26 protein-coding genes and 1 pseudogene are annotated in these 19,428 nt (G+C 54.1%); 4 read left to right on the forward strand and 23 right to left on the reverse strand.

Going from position 1 to position 19,428, the window contains the following annotated elements:
* Positions 1 to 77: 77 nt before the first annotated feature.
* Positions 78 to 401, reverse strand: coding sequence for a DUF2442 domain-containing protein (locus AABO57_20250; GenBank protein MEK6288059.1), 324 nt, complete (start codon positions 399 to 401; stop codon positions 78 to 80).
* Positions 364 to 612 carry a DUF4160 domain-containing protein gene (locus AABO57_20255; protein ID MEK6288060.1) on the reverse strand — a complete coding sequence of 83 codons (249 nt, stop codon included), beginning with the start codon at positions 610 to 612 and terminating at the stop codon, positions 364 to 366. The genes AABO57_20250 and AABO57_20255 overlap by 38 nt, the downstream gene beginning before the upstream one ends.
* A gap of 654 nt (positions 613 to 1,266) precedes the next feature.
* Between AABO57_20255 and AABO57_20260 the strand changes: the two genes are divergently transcribed.
* Positions 1,267 to 1,659, forward strand: a complete 393-nt coding sequence (locus AABO57_20260) for a hypothetical protein (GenBank protein ID MEK6288061.1) — start codon at positions 1,267 to 1,269, stop codon at positions 1,657 to 1,659.
* A 476-nt stretch (positions 1,660 to 2,135) separates the two neighbouring features.
* Here AABO57_20260 and AABO57_20265 read toward each other — a convergent pair whose 3' ends face one another.
* From AABO57_20265 to AABO57_20275, 3 genes are all read right to left on the reverse strand, one after another.
* Positions 2,136 to 3,827 carry a M20/M25/M40 family metallo-hydrolase gene (locus tag AABO57_20265; GenBank protein ID MEK6288062.1) on the reverse strand — a complete coding sequence of 564 codons (1,692 nt, stop codon included), beginning with the start codon at positions 3,825 to 3,827 and terminating at the stop codon, positions 2,136 to 2,138.
* 235 nt (positions 3,828 to 4,062) lie between these two features.
* Entirely contained in the window at positions 4,063 to 4,416 is a 354-nt protein-coding gene (locus AABO57_20270; GenBank protein MEK6288063.1) for an AbrB/MazE/SpoVT family DNA-binding domain-containing protein, read from the reverse strand.
* A 227-nt stretch (positions 4,417 to 4,643) separates the two neighbouring features.
* Positions 4,644 to 5,024 carry a DUF5678 domain-containing protein gene (locus AABO57_20275; protein ID MEK6288064.1) on the reverse strand — a complete coding sequence of 127 codons (381 nt, stop codon included), beginning with the start codon at positions 5,022 to 5,024 and terminating at the stop codon, positions 4,644 to 4,646.
* Positions 5,025 to 5,655: 631 nt separating this feature from the next.
* Here AABO57_20275 and AABO57_20280 point away from each other — a divergent pair.
* Entirely contained in the window at positions 5,656 to 6,201 is a 546-nt protein-coding gene (locus AABO57_20280) for a hypothetical protein (protein ID MEK6288065.1), read from the forward strand.
* Positions 6,202 to 6,224: 23 nt separating this feature from the next.
* Here AABO57_20280 and AABO57_20285 read toward each other — a convergent pair whose 3' ends face one another.
* The 8 genes from AABO57_20285 to AABO57_20320 form a co-directional block, all read right to left on the reverse strand.
* Positions 6,225 to 7,064: a hypothetical protein gene (locus AABO57_20285; protein ID MEK6288066.1), complete on the reverse strand. Its 840-nt coding sequence runs from the start codon at positions 7,062 to 7,064 to the stop codon at positions 6,225 to 6,227.
* A gap of 766 nt (positions 7,065 to 7,830) precedes the next feature.
* On the reverse strand, positions 7,831 to 8,331 hold the full coding sequence (locus AABO57_20290; protein MEK6288067.1) for an NYN domain-containing protein: 501 nt from the start codon (positions 8,329 to 8,331) through the stop codon (positions 7,831 to 7,833).
* A gap of 81 nt (positions 8,332 to 8,412) precedes the next feature.
* Positions 8,413 to 9,297 (reverse strand): toll/interleukin-1 receptor domain-containing protein, encoded by an 885-nt coding sequence (locus AABO57_20295; GenBank protein MEK6288068.1) that lies wholly within the window; start codon positions 9,295 to 9,297, stop codon positions 8,413 to 8,415.
* A 68-nt stretch (positions 9,298 to 9,365) separates the two neighbouring features.
* The gene (locus AABO57_20300; protein ID MEK6288069.1) at positions 9,366 to 9,977 is read right to left on the reverse strand and encodes a hypothetical protein; all 612 of its coding nucleotides are present in this window, start codon (positions 9,975 to 9,977) and stop codon (positions 9,366 to 9,368) included.
* A 262-nt stretch (positions 9,978 to 10,239) separates the two neighbouring features.
* Positions 10,240 to 10,632: a hypothetical protein gene (locus tag AABO57_20305; protein MEK6288070.1), complete on the reverse strand. Its 393-nt coding sequence runs from the start codon at positions 10,630 to 10,632 to the stop codon at positions 10,240 to 10,242.
* 70 nt (positions 10,633 to 10,702) lie between these two features.
* Positions 10,703 to 10,960, reverse strand: coding sequence for a helix-turn-helix transcriptional regulator (locus AABO57_20310; protein ID MEK6288071.1), 258 nt, complete (start codon positions 10,958 to 10,960; stop codon positions 10,703 to 10,705).
* Position 10,961: 1 nt separating this feature from the next.
* On the reverse strand, positions 10,962 to 11,489 hold the full coding sequence (locus AABO57_20315; protein ID MEK6288072.1) for a DUF2975 domain-containing protein: 528 nt from the start codon (positions 11,487 to 11,489) through the stop codon (positions 10,962 to 10,964).
* A 213-nt stretch (positions 11,490 to 11,702) separates the two neighbouring features.
* Entirely contained in the window at positions 11,703 to 11,873 is a 171-nt protein-coding gene (locus tag AABO57_20320; protein MEK6288073.1) for a hypothetical protein, read from the reverse strand.
* 73 nt (positions 11,874 to 11,946) lie between these two features.
* Here AABO57_20320 and AABO57_20325 point away from each other — a divergent pair.
* A pseudogene (locus AABO57_20325) lies at positions 11,947 to 12,093 on the forward strand (hypothetical protein).
* Here the strand turns inward: AABO57_20325 and AABO57_20330 are convergent.
* The 4 genes from AABO57_20330 to AABO57_20345 all read right to left on the reverse strand — a co-directional run bounded on the left by AABO57_20330 (position 12,031) and on the right by AABO57_20345 (position 15,465).
* Positions 12,031 to 12,183, reverse strand: a complete 153-nt coding sequence (locus AABO57_20330) for a hypothetical protein (protein ID MEK6288074.1) — start codon at positions 12,181 to 12,183, stop codon at positions 12,031 to 12,033. The pseudogene AABO57_20325 and the gene AABO57_20330 sit on opposite strands and share 63 nt — an antisense overlap.
* Positions 12,184 to 12,357: 174 nt before the next feature.
* Positions 12,358 to 12,786, reverse strand: coding sequence for a DUF6223 family protein (locus tag AABO57_20335; GenBank protein MEK6288075.1), 429 nt, complete (start codon positions 12,784 to 12,786; stop codon positions 12,358 to 12,360).
* Between the two features lie 76 nt (positions 12,787 to 12,862).
* Entirely contained in the window at positions 12,863 to 13,663 is an 801-nt protein-coding gene (locus AABO57_20340; protein ID MEK6288076.1) for a helix-turn-helix domain-containing protein, read from the reverse strand.
* Positions 13,664 to 13,986: 323 nt separating this feature from the next.
* The gene (locus AABO57_20345; protein MEK6288077.1) at positions 13,987 to 15,465 is read right to left on the reverse strand and encodes a serine hydrolase; all 1,479 of its coding nucleotides are present in this window, start codon (positions 15,463 to 15,465) and stop codon (positions 13,987 to 13,989) included.
* A gap of 219 nt (positions 15,466 to 15,684) precedes the next feature.
* Between AABO57_20345 and AABO57_20350 the strand changes: the two genes are divergently transcribed.
* The gene (locus AABO57_20350; GenBank protein MEK6288078.1) at positions 15,685 to 17,025 is read left to right on the forward strand and encodes a serine hydrolase domain-containing protein; all 1,341 of its coding nucleotides are present in this window, start codon (positions 15,685 to 15,687) and stop codon (positions 17,023 to 17,025) included.
* A gap of 115 nt (positions 17,026 to 17,140) precedes the next feature.
* Here the strand turns inward: AABO57_20350 and AABO57_20355 are convergent, their stop codons facing one another.
* The 6 genes from AABO57_20355 to AABO57_20380 all read right to left on the reverse strand — a co-directional run bounded on the left by AABO57_20355 (position 17,141) and on the right by AABO57_20380 (position 19,320).
* Positions 17,141 to 17,338 carry a type II toxin-antitoxin system HicB family antitoxin gene (locus AABO57_20355; protein MEK6288079.1) on the reverse strand — a complete coding sequence of 66 codons (198 nt, stop codon included), beginning with the start codon at positions 17,336 to 17,338 and terminating at the stop codon, positions 17,141 to 17,143.
* A gap of 121 nt (positions 17,339 to 17,459) precedes the next feature.
* Entirely contained in the window at positions 17,460 to 17,753 is a 294-nt protein-coding gene (locus AABO57_20360) for a hypothetical protein (protein MEK6288080.1), read from the reverse strand.
* A gap of 3 nt (positions 17,754 to 17,756) precedes the next feature.
* Positions 17,757 to 18,242, reverse strand: coding sequence for a VOC family protein (locus AABO57_20365; GenBank protein ID MEK6288081.1), 486 nt, complete (start codon positions 18,240 to 18,242; stop codon positions 17,757 to 17,759).
* A 200-nt stretch (positions 18,243 to 18,442) separates the two neighbouring features.
* Complete coding sequence (locus AABO57_20370; protein MEK6288082.1) at positions 18,443 to 18,652, reverse strand: tetratricopeptide repeat protein; 210 nt, start codon at positions 18,650 to 18,652, stop codon at positions 18,443 to 18,445.
* Between the two features lie 142 nt (positions 18,653 to 18,794).
* Positions 18,795 to 19,046 carry a CopG family antitoxin gene (locus AABO57_20375; protein ID MEK6288083.1) on the reverse strand — a complete coding sequence of 84 codons (252 nt, stop codon included), beginning with the start codon at positions 19,044 to 19,046 and terminating at the stop codon, positions 18,795 to 18,797.
* Entirely contained in the window at positions 19,033 to 19,320 is a 288-nt protein-coding gene (locus AABO57_20380; GenBank protein ID MEK6288084.1) for a BrnT family toxin, read from the reverse strand. The genes AABO57_20375 and AABO57_20380 overlap by 14 nt, the downstream gene beginning before the upstream one ends.
* Positions 19,321 to 19,428 lie beyond the last annotated feature (108 nt).

A 19,428-nucleotide genomic window follows, 5' to 3' on the forward strand; every position in this document is an offset into this window, starting at 1 on the left:
GATCCGCGCCAAGACCTAGAGCAATCCGCCCGAGCCGGTCCGAATAAAGAAAGTGAATCTGGGGCTGGGTTGGCCTACTACGCCGCATCTTGTGGCAGCTTCTCTCTGCGACGTTGCAACCAGCGCTCAAATGAAGTGGCGCTCTCCGACGAATGTTTGCCAAGCAACAATCCCTCGACGCCGATATCCTCGTCGAGGTCGGGCCAATGTACGCCATAGCCGGCGCTGCTGATCTGAAGATTAGCGCGTTCCGCGGGCGTGCCATTTGCCAGACGCGGATACCACCCGATCGGAACGGATACAGTCCGGCCGTCCTCGAGATCGACTGACAGCGTGTCGTCTGTGACCTCTACATTCAAGACTCTAGTTAATGTAACCACTGCAGAATTCGTCCCATTCATTTCTCAATAACGCCAGGTTCTCGCGTACGATGCGCTCGATCGTGCGCAACTCTCTCCGGCCATAACCGTGATTTGTGACCAACGACGCGTCCGGATCGAGCCAAAATTTCGCGCTGCAATTCTCTCGGTCGGCATGGGTATGTCGCGGCTCGCCGCAGTCGTACGAGTAAAAATAGAAGCGATATGGTCCCGCTCTCAGAATCGTTGGCATCGCCGTCATTCTATCGCAACGGAGGCGGCAGACAAATCCTATTCGAGTTCAAAGAGTGCGTCTATTATCGTAGGCTGGGCTTGAACAACTTGGTAGGAGATGCGAGCGAATCGAACCCGCGAAGCGGGTGGCGGCGTTCGACAATTCCAAAATCAGTGGGTCCGTGGCCGCCGGCTTCGACGATGTTCCCTCACATCGAGGCGGTCACCCGCTTCGCGGGTTCGCGTCGCACCTCGGGTTTCCACCACGGGTTCGCGGACTCACCCGTGGCTTTATTCCGGCATCCCGTTGGGATTCAACCGCAACACTCCGACTGCTAACATGTATCCGAAGAATGTGATCGAGGACATTCCGCCATTCGCAACTTCCACGCAATCTCTCAGACAATCTGCTGGCCGACTGCGATGCGTAACCCAGTTCGTTTTGCCACCTGGGCGCGGCGTATTTTGTTCCTGCATTGTGACTGCGTTACAAAAGGCTGTCTTCACGCACCTATATACGAATGCCTGTAGAAAGCAAACAAAGGCATCTATACGTGCAAGTTTTTCAACTGCGTTGAGCAATTGAAAGCATTTTAGGCCCACCACTTTTTTGGTTGCCGTGGTGGACTGGTGGAACACGACGCGCGACCCACTTTTCAACAAAAGAGAAACCATGAACTCTTCACAGCGCAATTCACGAAAGGCTCTCGCTGGTGTTGTGGCGATTGCCATTCTATTCACCGTTGCTCTCTCGACAGTCGGGGGGACCGCCCCGCCGCCGCCGCCGCCGCTCTCCATAGGCGGAATCGCCGGCTTTGCGGCTGGGCAGGCTGGGATCAATATCAACTTCCCGGCTGGGATCAAGATCGCGGGCGCCAAATATGCCGTGGTCGTTCAGGAAACAAACACGGCCGGGTACTCGACGACTTCCGATTGCACTTACTTTAACCCCTTGCACAAGAGGGATGACGGGTTTGAGGTTCAGCATAAAAGGTGCGACACCGGCGTGCCCGTCCCGCTCGATGTCAACGTTTCCCTTAATTGGATAGTCGTTGAAATCAAGTAAGGCTGCCCGGCGCGGCGAGCACATACCAACGCTTGGGGGGTCGGTTGCCCCTTCCCCCCAACCCCGCATCGTTGGACCAGGTGACCATTTCCCGCCTCTGCGTCCCCTGCGCCCTCTGCGGTTGATCCCCGGCCGCTCTAAAGAAAACCGCCGAGGACGCCGAGGAGTCAAAAGCCCACTCCGTACTAGTGACGTGTCTATGGTGGCAACGAACGTGTCCCGTTCACTCCGTAGGAGTGACATGTCTATAGAAAGGACAACGGGGCGTCATGTTCACTCCGTAGGAGTGACATGTCTATAGACGCGGCGACGGCACGTCACGCTCACTCCGTAGGAGTGACCTCTTCGCGAGCCTGCGCATCATCGCACCCAAGCCAAGCACAGGTAACTCCTACGGAGTTCGAACCATTCAACGTGCCGCCATCTATAGACAGGCAACTCCTACGGAGTTCAGCCCCGGACCGACAGGAGAAAAACTATCGCGCCGGAACGAGCTTCTCGGCGCGCGCGAATCTCTTAAAGAAACTGCTGCTGTTCCAACGCGGACGCTGTCTGCGGTTGGCGACCGCTTCGACGACCTGCAGATACGCTCGATTGAAGCCGGCAGCGGCTTCAAAGTCGATCGGCTGCTGAAGATCGTCTGAGGGCGCATGGTATCGCTCTCTGCGCCAACGCTTCACTATTTCGTGTTCGGGTGAGTCCTTGACGAACCCGACTTTGAGAGAGATGGCGGGCACGCCGCATCGAATGAAGCTGTACTGGTCGCTCCGAACAAAGGCCCGGCGTTCGGGTTCCGGGTCTGAGAGAACCTCGACTCCGATGCTCCTCGCGACGTTTTGCAAGTCTTCAGCCAGGTTTGACTCTTCGAGCCCCTGAACGATAAAGCTTCGAAACGGAAACAGCGGCAGGAACATGTCGATATTGATGTTCGCGACGATGCCAGTCGCCGGCACCGTAGGATGCGTCGCATAGTATTTGGACCCGCGTAAACCGTGCTCCTCCGCGGTAACGGCCAGAAAGACCACCGACCGCCGAAAGCGCTGCTTCTTCTCACGAAAACGGCGGGCGGCTTCAAGCAACGTAGCGATGCCTGAGGCATTGTCCATAGCGCCGTTGTAGATTGGATCGCCATTGATCGGCTCCCCAGTGCCCACGTGATCGAGATGAGCAGTCAGCACAACGTATTCGTTCCTCAGCCTGGGATCGGCGCCCGGCAGTATGCCGGCTACGTTTTGCGACTCGACGATCTGCTTCTCAAATTTGACCCTCGCCCGCACGATCGCTGGAATCGCAAACCGCGGCAGAGGCTTGCCCGCTTCCGCGAAGTTCATGATCTCGGCAAAGCTGTGTCCTGAGTCGACGAAGAGTCTCTCGGCCTTCGCCGGGTTGAAGGTCACCGCCAGTTGCTGCCCGGCGTTTTCCTCGAGCCCGGGGTCGGCCAGCGACAAGGCAGGCCGAAGCCTCGCGAGTTTGGAACGTTCCCAGGGAATGTCCTGGCCGATGGGATTTTGAATTGCGATCACGCCGATCACGCCGGCTCGCTTCAATGCCTCCCAACGCGAGTTCTGATAATGCGCGCGCAGAGGCCCGGGTATCTCCGATGGCCCGCCCGACAACAGCAGCACCACTTTCCCGCGCAGATCGAGTCCGGCCAGATCGTCATAGTTGTTCTCAGGAACGGTCAGCCCGTAGCCGACAAAGACGATTGGGGCCTCGGTAAGCGTGGCGTGCTCGATGCCCATGCTGAACGTTGCTTCTTCTCCGAGAACGATTGGTTCTTCCTTGCCAATCGATTCGCCAACACCGGCTCGTTGTGTTGCCTGGACATTGCTGCTTTGTGTCGCAGGGACGAGACTTTTTGGATTCCTGATGATCGCGAGACTGGACTGTTCCTCGATGATCTTTCGCGAAATGAACTTCACTGGTTGGAAGTAGCCTTGCGTTCCGCCCGGTTTCAAACCGGCGCGTTTGAACGCGGCAGCGATATATTGAGCGGCTCGACGATGCCCTTCGCTGCCAGTTTCACGCCCGGCGAGTTCATCGCTCGCGAGATATTGAATGTGACTTAGCCACCTTGCGGCGGGATTGGGCGCGGTGTTCTGAGCGACGGTCACCGGGCTGACCGAAAGCACAAAAGTCCCGAACAAGAGAGGGGCGCCTCGAAGCATGGTTCAACCTCCGCGGTAATTGCAGAGAGATAGCAAACCCCCAAAGCTGTCTTAATGCAAGTCCCGGTCACTCCGTAGGAGTGACATGTCTATAGAAACGACAACCGAAACGCCGCGCTCACTCCGTAGGAGTGACCTTTAGTGATTCCGCGCACCATCGCATCAAGTCAAGCACAGGTAACTCCTACGGAGTTCGGACCGTCGAACGTGCTGGGCATCTATAGACAGGCGACTCCTACGGAGTTCGGACCGAACCTGCTGGCATCTTACTTCGCTGCTTTTTTGCAGGCTTGGCGAGTCCGGGATAACGGCGTTCAAAAACGCGCTGTCGAGCTGCCGGCAATGTCGATAGGATATCCACTTCGGTGATACCGAGGTTGGAAAAGACGCTTGCGATACGGTCACAGAGCTGGCGGAAGTAAGCGTGTTCGGGAATGAGAAGTAACGCGCCGCCGAGACGCAACACCGCTACCTGCGCGCCCTTTTCCAACTGCAGCGCGCCGCGGTATTCGCTTGGCACAGTCAGTTGGCCCTTTTCACCTACTTGGGTCGTCGTCAAGAACTCTACTGGCAGCGATCCAGAAGACATAATCTTTTCTCAATTCCCGCTTTGGAAGCGATTGGACATCCGCCTTGCTCGTGCGCTGGTAAAAGCAGTCTTATCACATCAATGCGAATGGCTGCAATGAAACGTCTATAGATAAGCCCTACTGTTCACAGAAAGCGGCTCGGCGTCGCATGTGATTTCAAGAACTATTTCAGTTGCAAGCGAGCTGTAGGTTTCCCGACCGGTGAAGCCGAGCTGAAGGGGCATAATCAAAAACCGACAAAGGGTAAGGCATCGTTCGGTTCGACTCGCATCATTAGTGCATCGGGCACGCCGAGTCGCCGCGCTGTGCTAACGACTTGCTTCAAATCGTCCCCGCTAGCAACCAGTTTTTCGCCATCCAAAGCTATCCATTGGCCGGCATATTCGTCGCGGTGTTTTTTGAGCCACTGAACTTCGCGCGAGCGGTCTTTGATTGGCAGATTCCTAGCCAGGACGCGCGGCTGGCCAGGAGAGCCATTTTGGTCTTCGGATTTTAGCTTCTCTTCCAACATGATTCTCGCGAGCTCATCAGTGCTGAGTCCTTGGCGTTTGGCTTCTGCTTCAAGTCTTTGCTCGAGTTCGTTTGGGAGATCAATCATTAAACTCATCGTCGTTCTTCGCCTCGCACCGCAGATTTTAGCATGACTGGATGTCGACGACATATCAAAGAATTAAGATTGAGGGCCTATCTGAATGGTGGCGGTCCGCATGGTTCCCGGAAGACGCGCGAATATCAAAACTGTCCACCCCTCTTGTCGCTTTCGTAGCCTGTGCCTTCTGAGAGCTGTAGAAGATGATAGGTGTTGAGTCAATTGGCGCGGGCCTCTGGAATCAGATAGATTGACCCCGGACGCTCGTTCCCAACTCTTGCCTGGCGTTCAGGGGAAGGATGTCAAGAGTGAAGAGTGAGTCGAGAACAAAGTCGCAGTGGCGGTGACAGATGAGAGCTTACTTCGATCGGAATGTGTTCGGAGAGATCAAGGCCAGAGCAGGTGCGCCAGGCGGTGTTGATGTTTTCCCAGCTTTTCAAAGAGTAGTACGCGAGGGAAGGCTCGCTGTAGTCCTAAGTACACTGTGCTTGAGGAGACGCTACCTTTGTTGAGATGTTCCTCCGTTGTTCTGCGAGAGGAGCTGCAGTTGATCTTTAGCTTGGTCGAGACAGATAGAATGGTTAAAGCGCCGGACCAGCTATTGAAGGAGGCTGTCCAAAGCTACGCGTACGACAGAAGGCTCCCAGATATGTTCACGAGAACACCCAAGGTCTTTCGAAGCTTTTTGAGAAACGGCAAGGTCACGTCTGAACTGAAGGCGCGATTGCTACACGAGACCCGTCGTCGGCATGAACTTGTGGAAAGGATCACTCCGGTTACTGAACGGTCGAAAGCGGAGGTGAAGGAGCTAGCTGTGAAGACCAATGTCTCTAGGGAGTCTTGGCATGAAATGCAGGAGGCTGCAGCACCAAGGGTTTTAGAGCTTGTTTCGGAGCAATACGGTGTACGGAGACAGTGCCTTGAGCGCGGACTAAGTGGACTCCTCGAAAACCAAACGGTTCGAATGTTCGTGATCTACTACTTAGCGTGGTGCCGAGCCAAGTTGTTTGGCGAAGGAGGTCCCCCTGGAAAAGCTCGGCCAAGCGAGCTCGGAGATTGGTTTCATTCGGTACAATCATCCGCTGCTGATATTTTTGTAACAGAAGACTCTGCGCTGGCGCGATGGCTGAAGCAAGTATCCGACGATCGATTTGAGGTCATCGGGCTAGAGGAACTGATTGAACGGCTGTTTTAAGAGGCAATCGTGGTACGGCCCGACTATTTTTTCGCCAGCACAGGCTCAATGTATTCGCGCAATTCAGGGTGATCATTTTGTACCAGCTTTAGCCAATGGTGCATTCGCATTCCGATAATCTGATTGTTCCAGTAACTGATGGCTAGACCCACCATGTGATACTCATAGGGCGTCCACACTTCGACATCCTCCATGCGCGGAACCGCCCATATTCCACCGCCGCTGATACCCTCTGGCTGAGGCATGTCAAACACATCGCCTTCAGGTGACTGTGTGTTCTTCCCGTATTCAAGAAACAATCTATCGCCCATCTCGTTCGCGCTCTTCCCCGGTTTTGTAATATAAATGGTCAGTGGAATGTTTTCCTCAACAGGCTTACTAGTTAGCTTATAAAAGTCACCCGGCAAGCCCACCATCATGTACCATCCGTTTTGTACGTCCATTATGTGGAAGGCATCAATAACATCCAGTGAAACACCGACAAGTCCTGCCCGAACCGCTGACTCACGCTCAATTTCCACCCAGGCGGTGTCCAACGTTCCTTCCTCTCCACACTCACTGTAATTCTGCCCAATGGTTACGAGCGCAGGACCAGAGCCAGGACGAGCCGGACTGAACGTGACCTGTCCGTTATCAAGAACGACCTTAAAGTTATGCGCAGCCGTACACAAAAACATCCGAGTACCGATCTGAATGGATATCGCAGTTGCTGTACGAGTACCGGCAACTTCCTGTTGGTCAACTGCTACTAGCCACACTCGTGTGTATGCTTTCTGCGCCTGTCGAGCCTGACGTTCCTTCTCTTCAGAGTTAGTCATAGATTCACCAATCTGTATGGCATATAGCAGATCATCAACATTCAAAGGCGGTCAGCCTGCGGGCGGTGCAGGGCTCTGCTCGACCGCGGTGCTCTTTTTTCTGTTGACCAACCGCCTTGAGAAGCCATACAAAATGGAGGCGATTATCGATGTCAAAATACCGCTACCAAAACCAAGCCACCTATCTTTCCAAACATCCGATCGGCTCTTTTGATACTGCAAATCCAATATTGCGTCAATCACCCCACTATTGGTTTCGACCACAGGTTTGGTTTCTCCTGCTCTGCTTTCAGTCCGTTCACCATGTCTTCTGATTCGCTAAGTCTATGCCGTTGAAGCTGAATGAAAGTAAGTAGGGTTTCTATCAACTGCGCTGGGGGGGGGCACGGTTGACACTGTTGCCATTTGCACGCCGGCTCGAAAGCTTCGCGTTCGTGCGTCCATCTCCTCCGAACTCTCGGGCAAACCGGGCAAGCGCCAAGTTGGAGTGTTCATCGATTCCTTTGTGAGAAACGGGGATGACGTGCTCAACTTCGAAGGGAAAGTTGAATATACCTGCCGGGGGGCGTGGCAGTACTCGGAGAGTCCTTGTGACTGGGGTCAGGCGTGCAATTTGCAATTTAGCAAGGCTGATTGCGCGCGGGCGAATTGCATGTTGCACGCCTGACCCTCGATCCCATCGGATCCCCATCGGAGATGTATGACTACTGTTATCAAGGAAAGCCAAGTGGTCAATCAATTAGACGATGATGTGCGAATGTCAACAGTCTCAAGCCTGAACCCCTGCTGCGCTTTAGTGTGCCCGGTAGGTCTATTCGAAATAGACCGTATCGAGATTAAAGAACTTGTCTACTAAGTTTGGAAGGTGAGGATTCAGACCCTCTGACAACGCACCGAGGTAAACCTGCTTACCACTTCGGATGATTTCTTCAATCAGGGGTTTATAGTCCCCGTCACCAGATATTAGATATGCAACATCAATACTGTCGTGGTGAGTGTGAGTTAAAGCATCTACAGCAATGCTGATATCTACGCCCTTCCGTTTTGCTTCGCGATTCAATTTCTTAAACAATCTTGGATAGAGGAATCCACCACCGACATATTGTCCCTGGGCTCCAACGAAGTCGTAGGCATTCGTTTTGATCTGATTTGACCATTCTTGAAACTGCTGGTCGGTGCCGACTGCGTAACTGTAATAGGTCGCTCGAATGATTTCTACACGGACTCTCTCTACAATTGTTTCCCTATGCCAAACAAAAATATCTGGGATATGCTTAACACCCTCTTTTGGCCGGCGACCCGCTTTAAGCATGGCCTGATAACGCAGGTTAAATTTTCACCGTCAATAAAGATCATCATTCGTCTTGAAATTGGCATTAGCCTTGTTTACGCCTCAACGTTTTCTTAAATAGGACTCGGACGCATCAATCACCCGCTGTCGTGCTTGCTCTTCCGTTTTTCCTGGCTGTGCCCTTAGTCGAACCAACTCTGCCTTTTCTGTTTTCGGTCTTGCATAGCACATCCATTGCGAGTGTTGTTCTTGGTACTCGGTTACAAGGTTGTAGTCAGCAAGCGTCGGTAATTCAGGATCTCTTGCGCAGGGATGTTCGGTATTGCCTTCGAGTTCTGCATAACCACAGGCATAGGATACAAAATCTCCCTCAACTTCACATTCTCCATATTCTCCATATGAAGCTACTGGTCTCATAGTTTTTTCAATTAGTTCAGCACCACACACAGGACAACTGTCTATTTGGGACTTAACATGTTCGAGTTCTTCCTGTAAGTCGCGGAGCGCCTCTCCGGTTGCTATTCTTTCTAACTCCGCACGAGGATGTTCGTCATAGATGTCCCGTCTAACAACCTTTAATACCCCAATAACTATTTCCTCAGCATTCATTTCTGCACTTCTGAAGGCTAACTTGTCTGCCAGCGTGGGGCTGAACGCCACGACTTCATTACGAGTGACATGATGCCAGATTGGGAGGATTACTTTTTCACCGCTGAGTTCCCGGCTTATCAACCCTCTGAATTCGTAATCCGTCCAGCCCTTTCCGATGAAGTTGTTGCTAATTACAACCAAGCCATAATTGGAAGTCGCTAAGCCTTTATCGATAGCACCGGACAAACTGTCGCCCAATTCCAGGGCGAATTCGTCATACCAGACCTTGACCCCCAGTTGACTTAATGAGACTGCTAGAGGGCGCACGAAGTCCTCTTTGTCTTCCGAGGCGTGGCATATGAACAAATCCCATTCATTCTTAATTTTGGCGCTCATCAATCACCTCATTGGAGGAGTCGCGGCATATCTTTAAGGTGGACTGTCTGCCATTGATCCTAGTCCTTTTATCGATACCTTGTAACATCAATCAATCCTTCAGCCCGTGCCTTTGTGATAACGAAATCTACATAAGCAATAATCCGGCAAGCGTTATGGACACAGTTGAAGAACTTTACGCGCATAATACCCCTCTCGTGCGGGAGCATATGTTTCAAGATTGCTTCTTTTTCCGGCTCCTCTATATCGCTGTGCAAAGCATCGTTAATCCACATATCCGTCAAGAAGATTGGTGTTAGTACTTTCCCGTTGTAGATGAGACTCATGCCATCGCCCTTCATCAGCCTGGACCAATCTGCGCGAGCTTTAACCAATTCACTCTTTAATTGTTCGTCGGTTAGGCATAGATGGAGTGTCTTAAATATCTTGTACTGGTTGATTTGCTCGTTGTTGTTGATGAATTGCCGGAAGACTCCCAGGAAGCCCGTTAGGAGGTCCCTTCTCGGTTCCTGTATTGTAGTCGTCATCGAAGGGTTGTCGCCCGTGTTGTCGAAGTTCAACGTAAAACTAGCCCCAAACCCTGTTGTTGACAGTTCGTTTTCCTTCAAGCGTTGAACCCGGTCATTGTAGACATGGAGCTGCTCTAGTGGATCTACTTTCTTTGGCTGTTTCCTGGACATATGTGACCCCTTGATTCGGCTGATGATAGCAATTCCGCTTGAAGAATTATACTAATATTTTGAATACTTAGATTACTTACTGAAAACGTCGTGAGAGGTCATGCTTGACTTTGTTACTTACCGGATCAACGGCGTGCGAGTGCGGCTTCTTGGGCCGCAAGAAATCTTCAAGCCTCAGGTTATGAGTCAAGCCAGACCCCTCCTGCGAGCTTGACGCTTACCTCCGCCGTGCGCCGGGACTTTCCATGTTTGGGTTGTTGGACTACCGGGGCCGGCGCCATGGCAGGCTCCACAGTCCGCGCGCCGAGAGGATGACGGAGAAGAGCCCGGTCACGCCGATCGCGATCAGCACCCAGACGAAGAAGAAGGCTCCACTCGAATTGCCGATGCTGCTGGTGACCCCGACACCCTTTCCCCTCATGTGAGCGATGGGGACGACCAACGCAAAGAGTCCTCCGAGGAGGGTGATGATGTATCCCGATCGCCGTCCGGCGAGCACCAGCGTTCCGTAAAGCCAGAAGACAAAGATGGGCACCGCAGTGAGGTTTGTGAGCGTTCCCGGCTCGATCCCCCGGACGATGTCGTCCGCCAGGTGAAACGAAAAGAAGAGAACCGAGAGCACAGACGCGGTGGTTAGCATAACGTTCTGTTTCATTTGATCATCATCCTTGTTGGATTTGTGTGTGCCTCTCGCCACGTGAATGCGTGCGTGTTCAGCAGGGCGTTCATCGGCTTGCGCTCCGTTTGCTCGCCGCTGCCGGTCGCTCGCGCTCTGCTTGCTCCGGCTCAAACCGGAGAATGTCGCCAGGCTGGCACGAGAGCGCCTCGCAGATCGCATCGAGCGTCGAGAAGCGGATCGCGCGCGCCTTGCCGGTCTTGAGGATCGAGAGGTTGGCCAGCGCCATTCCGATCCGATCCGCGAGCTCGGTCAGCGTCATCCGCCGATCGTGGAGTAGGTCGTCGAGCTTGACGGCGATCGCCATGTCACACCGTCCCTTCGAGGTCTTCGCGCATGAGCGTGCCTTCCGCGAACACGCGGGCCAGCAGGAACGTGAGGAGTACGGCGAGCCAGCCGCTGATTGAAAAGCCGGCGTCTATGTGAAGCGGATACGCCGGAGTCGAAACGGTCTTGGCGATAGCGCCGATCACAATGCTGAGAAGGTTCACCGCGAGCAGCACCCAGGCGATCGCCTGCAACCGGGACGCGTTGGCGGCGACGAACGGGTCGCCCGCGCGAACCGTCTCAACGATCGCGCGCAGCCGTTTTAAGACGACGTAGTTCAGCGGGATCGCAACGAGGCCGAGCACTGCGATTGCGCGCAGGCCCATGACCAGCCGCTCTGCCTCAGGCGAAGGAGAGAGTTTGAAAGCGGCCATGATCCATTGCTCGTTCGGCATAACAACCAGCAGGGCGAGAATCGCGGCGCCGGACAGCCAGTTCAGGACGATGAGGATCCGCAGCACGACGTGCGCGATCGGCAGCGCGGCGGATGACGACTTTGGGTTTGACATGATTCACCACCTTTCCTATATCGAATATCAATATACTATTTATCGATCATCGTCAAGTGAGATATTGGCAATCGATAAATGAACCGGATTTCCCGCGACGGGTCCGAAGGCCGGAATGCTGGGCGGTCCTGAAGGGAATCACGAAGAAGCCCCGGCCCCGACGAGCTCCATCCCGCGCCGGCTGACCAGAAGCTTGTACGGGAAGTCGCTGCCTCACGTCAGCGGCGTGGCGTCGCGGTGCTCGTGCACGAAGTGCTTGTCGTCGTAGAGCACGTCGCGGCGCAGCGACGCCTGTGCTTTCGGGTTCGCGCCGGCGTCCAGCAGCAGCCGTACGAACGCGGCCTCGTCAGGCCGACCAGGGCCATAGCGGTATCGTCCCGCCATGAATAAAACACTCTTTCCTTTTTTCTCTCTTCAGCCATTGTCTATTGACACATCGAGCATCTTCAAATCGGTTATGTTGTTCATCGCAGCCGGACTCTGGGAAATTGGCGGCGGATATCTGGTGTGGTTGTGGCTACGCAGTAATCGAGGAATACTTTTAGGTGCCGTTGGTGGGCTGGTTTTCTGCGCCTATGGGAGCGTACGTTTGAGCCTTACCGTGACTGAAGAATACTGTGTAAAAAGCGACGGCGGCATCCACATCGTCAATCATGTAGCGGACGCACACGACCCCTGAATCTGCGTTACTCATGGCTTCCGCCTTTGCGGTTCTCGTTGTCGTTTGGGCATCGTGGGCAAGCGGCAGCGACGAGGCAGTCAATGCCGACTGCGGCGGGAATAAGGGTGAAAGTTCTCTGCATAGGTTTTGTTCCTTTCATAGACTTCTTACCGTAGCCCATTGTCAAAGCGGATGACAATGGCCGGGTCAGCCGGTGCGGCGGGATCGGGCCAGAACCAGCCCACCGAGGGCCATGGCGATCAGCCCCAGCACCAGGGCCACAGCGCCACCGACTACTCCGTTGCCGGTGCCGGGACCACCTTCGGCGCTGGCCAAATTCAGCCCGCCGTTGACCACGGCGATCAGCCCCGCCACGAGGGCCAGGATAGCCCCCATTCTCCCGTTACCGGTGCCGATACGACCGGCGGAGCGGGCCAGAGCCAGCCCACCGATGACCACGCCGACCAGCGCCAGCACAGCGGCCGTAGTGGCCCAGAGTCGCCGGGGGGTCAGGCCGTAAACCGTGGTGGCGGCTGGCTCCGAAACATGCGCGGCCACCAGCACGGCATACACAAGCCCCCCGAACAGGGCGGCTGCAGCCAGGGCGGCGAGAATAAAAGCGAAGGTTCGTTTCATAGGATTTCAGTTTCGCGCATTTTCAGTTTCGCCCATTATCGAACAGCGGATGAGTTCCGTATTGGAAAAAATTGACCTACCCGACCAGCGTCGCGTGATTTTGCATCACGCAATCACTCCGTTGACGAACATATTCCGTAGGGCTCAGGTTCGAGAAGAGTCGAAAGTCGTGAATCAGGTGCGATTGGTCGTAATAGTCACAATCCGCCGCCACCTGCGCCCAATTCGGCAAAGCGGTCTGTCGCACTGTTTCGAGCGCATGCCGAAAACGCCGGACACGACAAAACAGCTTGGGCGACATGCCGACCTCGCGCGCGAACAACTGAATGAAGCGGCGTTGACTGAGGCCAGCATCCCGCGCGACATCGCGAATAGCCAAGCCAGAGTCGGCTCGACCGAAAGTGTCGAGCGCGAATCGCACGGCGCAATGACGCTCCAACGGCCGGAACAGATGCGCCACGAGCGCTTTCTCCAACAGGTTAAACCGCTCTGCCGGCGTTTTGGCTACGCACAGCCGCTCGCGAAGCTCTATGGCCGAAATCCCCCAAAGCGCCTCCAGGTCAACATGTGCATCGGCCAGTTCGCTTGCTGGCGTTCCAAGAAACGGAAACGCGCCGCCTGGTCTGAAACGCACGCCAATGACGGAAACGCGTTCCCGCGGATCTATCACGAAAGGTCCGCTATGAGTCCCGGAAACGACAGCTCCTGAAAAGCGTTTGCATCGCTCCGGTTTCGCGGCATCGTAAATGCGAAGTTCGTTCTCGTGAAGATTGATCACCAGATCAATCGTACCGCTCGGGGCAATCCGCTCCTTGGAATGCGCCGGTGCATCACTCAGCAGCCAAAGACGCTCGACGCAAGTGTCGAGCGGGGGCATTGGTGTTCTGGAACTGAAATGCACAGCAACAATAGGATATAAGAAGAGAGCTTCTGACTCAACGGGATGACTAAACCCTAAGCTTGTATGCCGAAAGATTCTCGCATAATCGTCTCGATTCGAAAAAAGTAGATTGTCCGCAATTCTGGACAATTTGGCCGACGAGTGCGCTGGCAGTGAAATGGTAACGTGGCTCCCCGCCCGTGAACTTGAATGAACTTGCAGGCACAATCACAGCGCGACAATGATAATCCTCGAGACTTCACGAGACTTCACTGTGAGAGGTTGACGATGAGACTTCTACCAATGTGGTTCAGGCAAGTTCAATTCGCCCGAAGTTTCTTAAGCATCTCGACGGCATTTGTGTTCTGTGGGTTCAAATCAAGGGAACGCTGATAGTTCCTGATGGCAAGCTCCTTGTCACCCTTCACCATATACGCTTCGCCCAAACTGTCGTATGCGTTCGCATAGTCTGGGAATGCCTCTACGTTGAGCCGAAACACAGCCACTGCCGCGCCCACATCCTTCCGCGTGTTGAGAAAATAATATCCTAAACTGTTCATCTCGGATTTGCTCAGCGAGTATTCGGCGGAACGCGCACGCATCTGCCGGAATTGTGTGAGCGCCGCCGCTACGCCTGTTTCCCGTATGATGGGGGCAAGAGTTTCGGCGATTGAGCGTTTCGGCATCTCGTATGGTGCGCCGTCCAGGATACGGTTGATTGCCGCCGCGATATCGTCGAGACGGTACACATTGCCGCGCATATTCGACAATAAGATAATCACGCGCTCCTGCTCCGGCACTCGCAGCAGTAGATTGGCGAAGCCGGGAAGACCGCCCGTCGTGCGTAAAACTTTGCGCTTCTTACCCGACCATTCCTCTTCGGCGGTCTTCCAACCATATGCCGTAATCACTTTTCGCAAGCCGAACAAAAGGGTTTTTGAACGCTGGCTGGCGAGCGCATTGCCATAGAGCGCACGCTCCCACCGGTGCAAGTCGCGCGCGGTTGAGTAGAGACCGCCGGCAGGCGTTGCGCCGATGTGCATTGCGTTATCAATACCGGCGAAGTTCTGCCGATAACCGGATGCTCGCTTTGGCACGAGCGGCACCAGAAGCGCGGGAACGGTTTCCGTCATAGCGGCGGGTTGTAGGATACGCTCCCCTAGCACTTGCCAATAGGACTTGCCGGTGACGTGTTGGATAATCGCGCCGAGGACAGCGTACCCGTCGCTGCTATAACCATAATCAGTACCCGGCTCGAAGCGAAGCGGGCGCGCGGCAATCAGTTTCACCAGCTCGTCGTTGGAGAGCAGGTCGGCGTTAATCTTCGTCACGATTGGTGGAATGTCGTTTGAATTATCCGAAAAGGCAATGTCCTGCTGAATCCCGGACGTGTGATTGAGAAGCTGGTCAACAGTAATTCTAGTTCCGGTTTCGCGCGGATAATAGGGAACATAGTCGGACACTTTTCCGTCGAGCGGAATTTTTCCTTCTTCGACGAGCTGCATGATGATGAGAGCCGTCATCGGCTTTGTCATTGAGGCAATTTCAAACTTCGTGTCTAAGGTGTTCGGGATGCCCCATTCAAGATTCGCTTGACCGAACGCTCGTTCGTATAAAACCTGGCCGCGCTCGGCAACGAGAATGACGCCGTTAAACTGCTCATATTTGTGAGAGAGCGTCATCAGTCCGTCTATTCTCCTTGCTTTGGTCTGCGCGAAGCTGCGGGTTTCACCAGTCGCGAGATTTATTGCAGCAAGCAATAGTGCTACTTTTGCAAACAGTTTGACGGTATTCCCCATACGTTTCCTCATTTCCCAGAGACTACAGAATCGAGAAACAACACGCTTCAAGCAAACCGCCTCTTTTCCGGCACGACCGATTTTCTCACAACTTTCTCACACCTGCCTCATTCTTATTTCAACACTTTCAGCTACCCTGCTACAGGGCTGACCCGAGACCTGGGCAAACTCAGACGGCCCAGGTCTTCAGGCGACTTCGAGTGACAGACGTTAAATACTATGAAAATTAAAAACCTATTCGCAACTTTACTGACACTTGCGTTGTTCACCGCAGGCTACGCACAGACGCCGGACAAAGCCAAACTCGACCAGTTTTTTGACCGCCTCGCCGAAAAGAATAAGGCGATGGGGAGCCTGACCATCGCCAAAGACGGCAAAGTTCTTTACACCCGCGCTATCGGCTACAGCCAGATCAACGGAACTGAAAAGAAACCTTTGACTGCGGCGAACAGATTCCGGATCGGTTCGATCACAAAAATGTTCACCGCCGCGATGATCTTACAGCTCGTCGAGGAAGGAAAATTGAAGCTGACCGATACCCTCGACAAGTTCTTCCCGCAGGTTCCGAACGCCAAGAAAATTACTATCGTGCAAATACTCTCGCATCGCAGCGGCATCCCTAACGTAAGGCGCGATCAGAATTCTCAAGGAAACGTGAACACGACTCCAATAACGAAGGATGAAATGCTCGCCCTTATCGTCAAAGCCACGCCTGATTTCGAACCGGACACAAAGCATTCCTACAGCAATTCTGGCTATTTCCTTTTAGGTCTTATCCTTGAAAAGTTAACCGGCAAACCCTATGGGGAAGCCCTCAAGGAAAGAATCACCTCAAAGATCGGGCTCAAGGATACATACACCGCGACCGGAAATATTGATGTGAACAAAAACGAAAGTCTTACCTATATGAACCTCGGCGGCGACTGGAAACAGGTACCCGAAACCCATCCAAGCATCCTCTTCGGCGGGGGCGCGATTGTTTCGACCCCGAACGACCTGGCCAAATTCATCCAGGCGCTGTTTGACGGGAAGATAGTGTCAAAGGAGAGCCTCGATCAGATGAAAACGATGAGGGACGGCGAAGGCCTTGGAATGGAGCCCTTCACGTTCGCTGGCAAGACCTTCTACGGGCACGCGGGCGGGGGCGACAACTATGGAGCGTGGCTGTCTTACGAGCCGGAAGAAAAGCTGGCGGTCGCCTACACTACGAACGCCAAGGTTTACCCGGTAGTCAACATCGTGCGCGGCGTTGTAGATATTTACTACAATAAACCGTTTGAGATTCCCGCCTTCGAATCAATCGCCGTCAGCCCGGAAGTTCTGGACAAATACGTCGGAGTTTATTCGAGCCCCGAAGTCCGCGTGAAATTTACGATCACCAGAAAAGGCGCCACGCTTTACGTCCAGCCGGGTGAGCAATCCGCTGCCCCGCTCGAAGCGATGGCGCAGGATAAATTTGAAATCGAGGGTGCGGGTGTAGTTTTCGAATTCGACGCCGCGAAAAACCAGATGATTCAGAAACGGGACGGTCGGGAGAGGGTTTTCACGAAGGAAAAATGACCGTCATAAAAATTGGACATGACTATGTGTTTGCCCTGTCGAACTATGTGGAATCCGGCTTTTTGGAGAGCCTTGACCGCATCGAGATGATTGACGCCAGGAATTCTTGACACACCTACACCACCACGCTTACTTCGCGAACGTCCTGACCTTTTACTAGATCGTCGATTGCGGCGAGATATTCACGAATGGCGTCTTGAATGTTGGCGAGTGCTTCAGTTTCGGTTTCACCTTGGGACCAGCAACCGGGCAAGCCGGGACAGGAAACGCTGAAGCCTTCATCCGATTCGTTGACCACAACTTTATGATTCATAGCAGCCTCGGCGTCATCATAGCGCTGCCGCCTATCATCAACAATTCTGCAACTCGCTTGAACCCCATCAAATCTCGTTCGCGCGCTTCACCATCGCACGAGAACGTTCTCGGCGCTTCTGTCAGAAAGACCCATCGCGTTGTTCGCTTTCGTACAAGTGCGCGCGGGTTTCGGCGTAGATGCGAAAGCGAGCAGCGATGCGTTCGCTGTAAGAACCCGCATCGTCACTGCGCTCCGCAATGCGGCCGCCGGCGGCGACTGGGTCCTCAAGAGCCTTGGTGATGCGGCGGCCGGCGGTGACTCCGTCCTCGAGAGCCTTGGTAATGCCCCGGGCGACGATCGGATCATAGCTCGCCGCGGCGTCGCCGACTGCGAGCCTACCTGCGCCTTCTGCATCGATGGCAGGGAGCCGCAATCCTCACTTGGCTGGGGACGGCGCCTTTGGCGCGAGCGCGGTCCTCGAGTACAGGCCCACCGGATGGCCGGCTGGATCGACTACCACGGCGATGGCTCCGATGCCGTCGGACAAGTCGAAGGGGAATCCGGGCACGACCGTTCCGCCCAGGTCCTTCGCCTTCTTGCAGCTCGTTTGGATATCGGTTACCTGGACATAGACCACTCCGTTGAACGGACTGATCTTGCCCTCCGCACCGCGTAACGTGCCGATCGCCGTGCCACTTGAGACGATCTCCACCGCCAGATCAGTGCCCTGGAGCGCGGTGAATTTCCAATCGAAGAGCTGTCCGTAGAATTCCTTGGACTGCGCCAGGTTGGTCGTAGTGATGTCAAACCAGGCGATGCGCCCCGGTCCGACATCCGCCGGGCGAGTCTTGTCCGTCGCTGCATCGAGGGAGCCAGTCACAAGAGTCAGCGCAAAGGTGATCGCCAAAATCGCGTTTCGCATCCTTGTCCTCCTAAGTCACATTGTTAAGGTACGGGTCGCATACTAACAGATGAGCCTAACATTGCATCAACCGGAGCAGAATCTCGCGATCCCATGTTCCGTTGCCCCCTTAGCCATTCCCAATCTCCTCCCTAATCTGTCGAAGGACATGCGCGGGAATATCTGCAATGACATTCTTCGGATACATTCCAGCTACCAGGCTAAGGTGGGGCTTCCAGCTTCTTCAGCTTCTCGATAGCACCCGTCTCCTTGGGGTTCAACTCCAGCGACTTTTTGTAGTTTTGAATCGCAAGCTGCTTGTCGCCGTTCTCCATGTAGGCTTCGCCAAGGCTGTCGTAGGTATTGAAGCCCTGGGGAAACATCTCAACGTTGAGCTTGAAAATCTCAATCGCGTCCTTGACTCGTTTCATCTGCAGGAGCTGGTAGCCGAGGCGATTCAGTTGCGGCTCGCTAAAGTCATAAGCGTCCTTCTGAGTCGCCCTCAGTTGCGCGAGTGTGTGACGCGGCGATGCGACAAGTGGCGAAGGCGGTAGGCACGACTGCGCGGTTAGTTTACGCAGCGTCCTCGTCAAGCTTCTGCTGCAGCCAAAGATTAACCAACTCGTCAACCTTAACCCCGCGCTTCGCGGCCTGCCTTTCAATCTCGCTTAGCAATTCAAGACTGACCGGAACGGTGCAAGGCACTTCGAATTCAGCGTCTGGCGCATCCGAGTCAAACTCGGTGAAGTCGTGCGTGTCCCAAAACTCTCCGATCTTTTCGTCCGAATCGGCTTTGGAAACGCTGCTGAGTTTATTTTCTTCCATAAGTCTTGCGCTCCTTGTCGCTCATGTCTCGGGCGCTAATAATGACTGCCGTTTTGAGTCTCGGCTTGTAGATGAAGAATACTGAGAGATATCTGCCGCCAAGGGTCTGTCCAAACGCAACGTAAACATCCTCGCCGGCCGTATGTCCCTTCTCAGCGAAACGTATCCGCGGCTGGTTGAAGAGAATCTGCCTTGCCTCACTGAAGGTGACATGATGCTTTGATTCTAGTTTTGCTTCAATCCGTTCAGGGCAAACGACTGTTTCAATCTGCACTTCACCGATCCTTCACACTCCGCTCAAACAGATCGCAGCGCGCTGATGATTTGGAGTCCAAGTATAGACCCGCCGCAGTCTATCAACAATGGTCTGGAACACTCGAAT

The sequence above is a fragment of the Acidobacteriota bacterium genome (assembly GCA_038040445.1).
Taxonomy (GTDB): domain Bacteria; phylum Acidobacteriota; class Blastocatellia; order UBA7656; family UBA7656; genus Onstottus_A; species Onstottus_A frigus.

Excerpts from the sequence above, each read along its gene's own strand:
- AABO57_20250 (MEK6288059.1), bottom strand. The coding sequence starts at position 401 with ATGAATGGGACGAATTCTGCAGTGGTTACATTAACTAGAGTCTTGAAT.
- AABO57_20255 (MEK6288060.1), bottom strand. The coding sequence starts at position 612 with ATGCCAACGATTCTGAGAGCGGGACCATATCGCTTCTATTTTTACTCG.
- AABO57_20260 (MEK6288061.1), top strand. The coding sequence starts at position 1,267 with ATGAACTCTTCACAGCGCAATTCACGAAAGGCTCTCGCTGGTGTTGTG.
- AABO57_20265 (MEK6288062.1), bottom strand. The coding sequence starts at position 3,827 with ATGCTTCGAGGCGCCCCTCTCTTGTTCGGGACTTTTGTGCTTTCGGTC.
- AABO57_20270 (MEK6288063.1), bottom strand. The coding sequence starts at position 4,416 with ATGTCTTCTGGATCGCTGCCAGTAGAGTTCTTGACGACGACCCAAGTA.
- AABO57_20275 (MEK6288064.1), bottom strand. The coding sequence starts at position 5,024 with ATGAGTTTAATGATTGATCTCCCAAACGAACTCGAGCAAAGACTTGAA.
- AABO57_20280 (MEK6288065.1), top strand. The coding sequence starts at position 5,656 with ATGTTCACGAGAACACCCAAGGTCTTTCGAAGCTTTTTGAGAAACGGC.
- AABO57_20290 (MEK6288067.1), bottom strand. The coding sequence starts at position 8,331 with ATGCTTAAAGCGGGTCGCCGGCCAAAAGAGGGTGTTAAGCATATCCCA.
- AABO57_20295 (MEK6288068.1), bottom strand. The coding sequence starts at position 9,297 with ATGAGCGCCAAAATTAAGAATGAATGGGATTTGTTCATATGCCACGCC.
- AABO57_20300 (MEK6288069.1), bottom strand. The coding sequence starts at position 9,977 with ATGTCCAGGAAACAGCCAAAGAAAGTAGATCCACTAGAGCAGCTCCAT.
- AABO57_20305 (MEK6288070.1), bottom strand. The coding sequence starts at position 10,632 with ATGAAACAGAACGTTATGCTAACCACCGCGTCTGTGCTCTCGGTTCTC.
- AABO57_20310 (MEK6288071.1), bottom strand. The coding sequence starts at position 10,960 with ATGGCGATCGCCGTCAAGCTCGACGACCTACTCCACGATCGGCGGATG.
- AABO57_20315 (MEK6288072.1), bottom strand. The coding sequence starts at position 11,489 with ATGTCAAACCCAAAGTCGTCATCCGCCGCGCTGCCGATCGCGCACGTC.
- AABO57_20320 (MEK6288073.1), bottom strand. The coding sequence starts at position 11,873 with ATGGCGGGACGATACCGCTATGGCCCTGGTCGGCCTGACGAGGCCGCG.
- AABO57_20330 (MEK6288074.1), bottom strand. The coding sequence starts at position 12,183 with ATGAGTAACGCAGATTCAGGGGTCGTGTGCGTCCGCTACATGATTGAC.
- AABO57_20335 (MEK6288075.1), bottom strand. The coding sequence starts at position 12,786 with ATGAAACGAACCTTCGCTTTTATTCTCGCCGCCCTGGCTGCAGCCGCC.
- AABO57_20340 (MEK6288076.1), bottom strand. The coding sequence starts at position 13,663 with ATGCCCCCGCTCGACACTTGCGTCGAGCGTCTTTGGCTGCTGAGTGAT.
- AABO57_20345 (MEK6288077.1), bottom strand. The coding sequence starts at position 15,465 with ATGGGGAATACCGTCAAACTGTTTGCAAAAGTAGCACTATTGCTTGCT.
- AABO57_20350 (MEK6288078.1), top strand. The coding sequence starts at position 15,685 with ATGAAAATTAAAAACCTATTCGCAACTTTACTGACACTTGCGTTGTTC.
- AABO57_20355 (MEK6288079.1), bottom strand. The coding sequence starts at position 17,338 with ATGAATCATAAAGTTGTGGTCAACGAATCGGATGAAGGCTTCAGCGTT.
- AABO57_20365 (MEK6288081.1), bottom strand. The coding sequence starts at position 18,242 with ATGCGAAACGCGATTTTGGCGATCACCTTTGCGCTGACTCTTGTGACT.
- AABO57_20370 (MEK6288082.1), bottom strand. The coding sequence starts at position 18,652 with ATGAAACGAGTCAAGGACGCGATTGAGATTTTCAAGCTCAACGTTGAG.
- AABO57_20375 (MEK6288083.1), bottom strand. The coding sequence starts at position 19,046 with ATGGAAGAAAATAAACTCAGCAGCGTTTCCAAAGCCGATTCGGACGAA.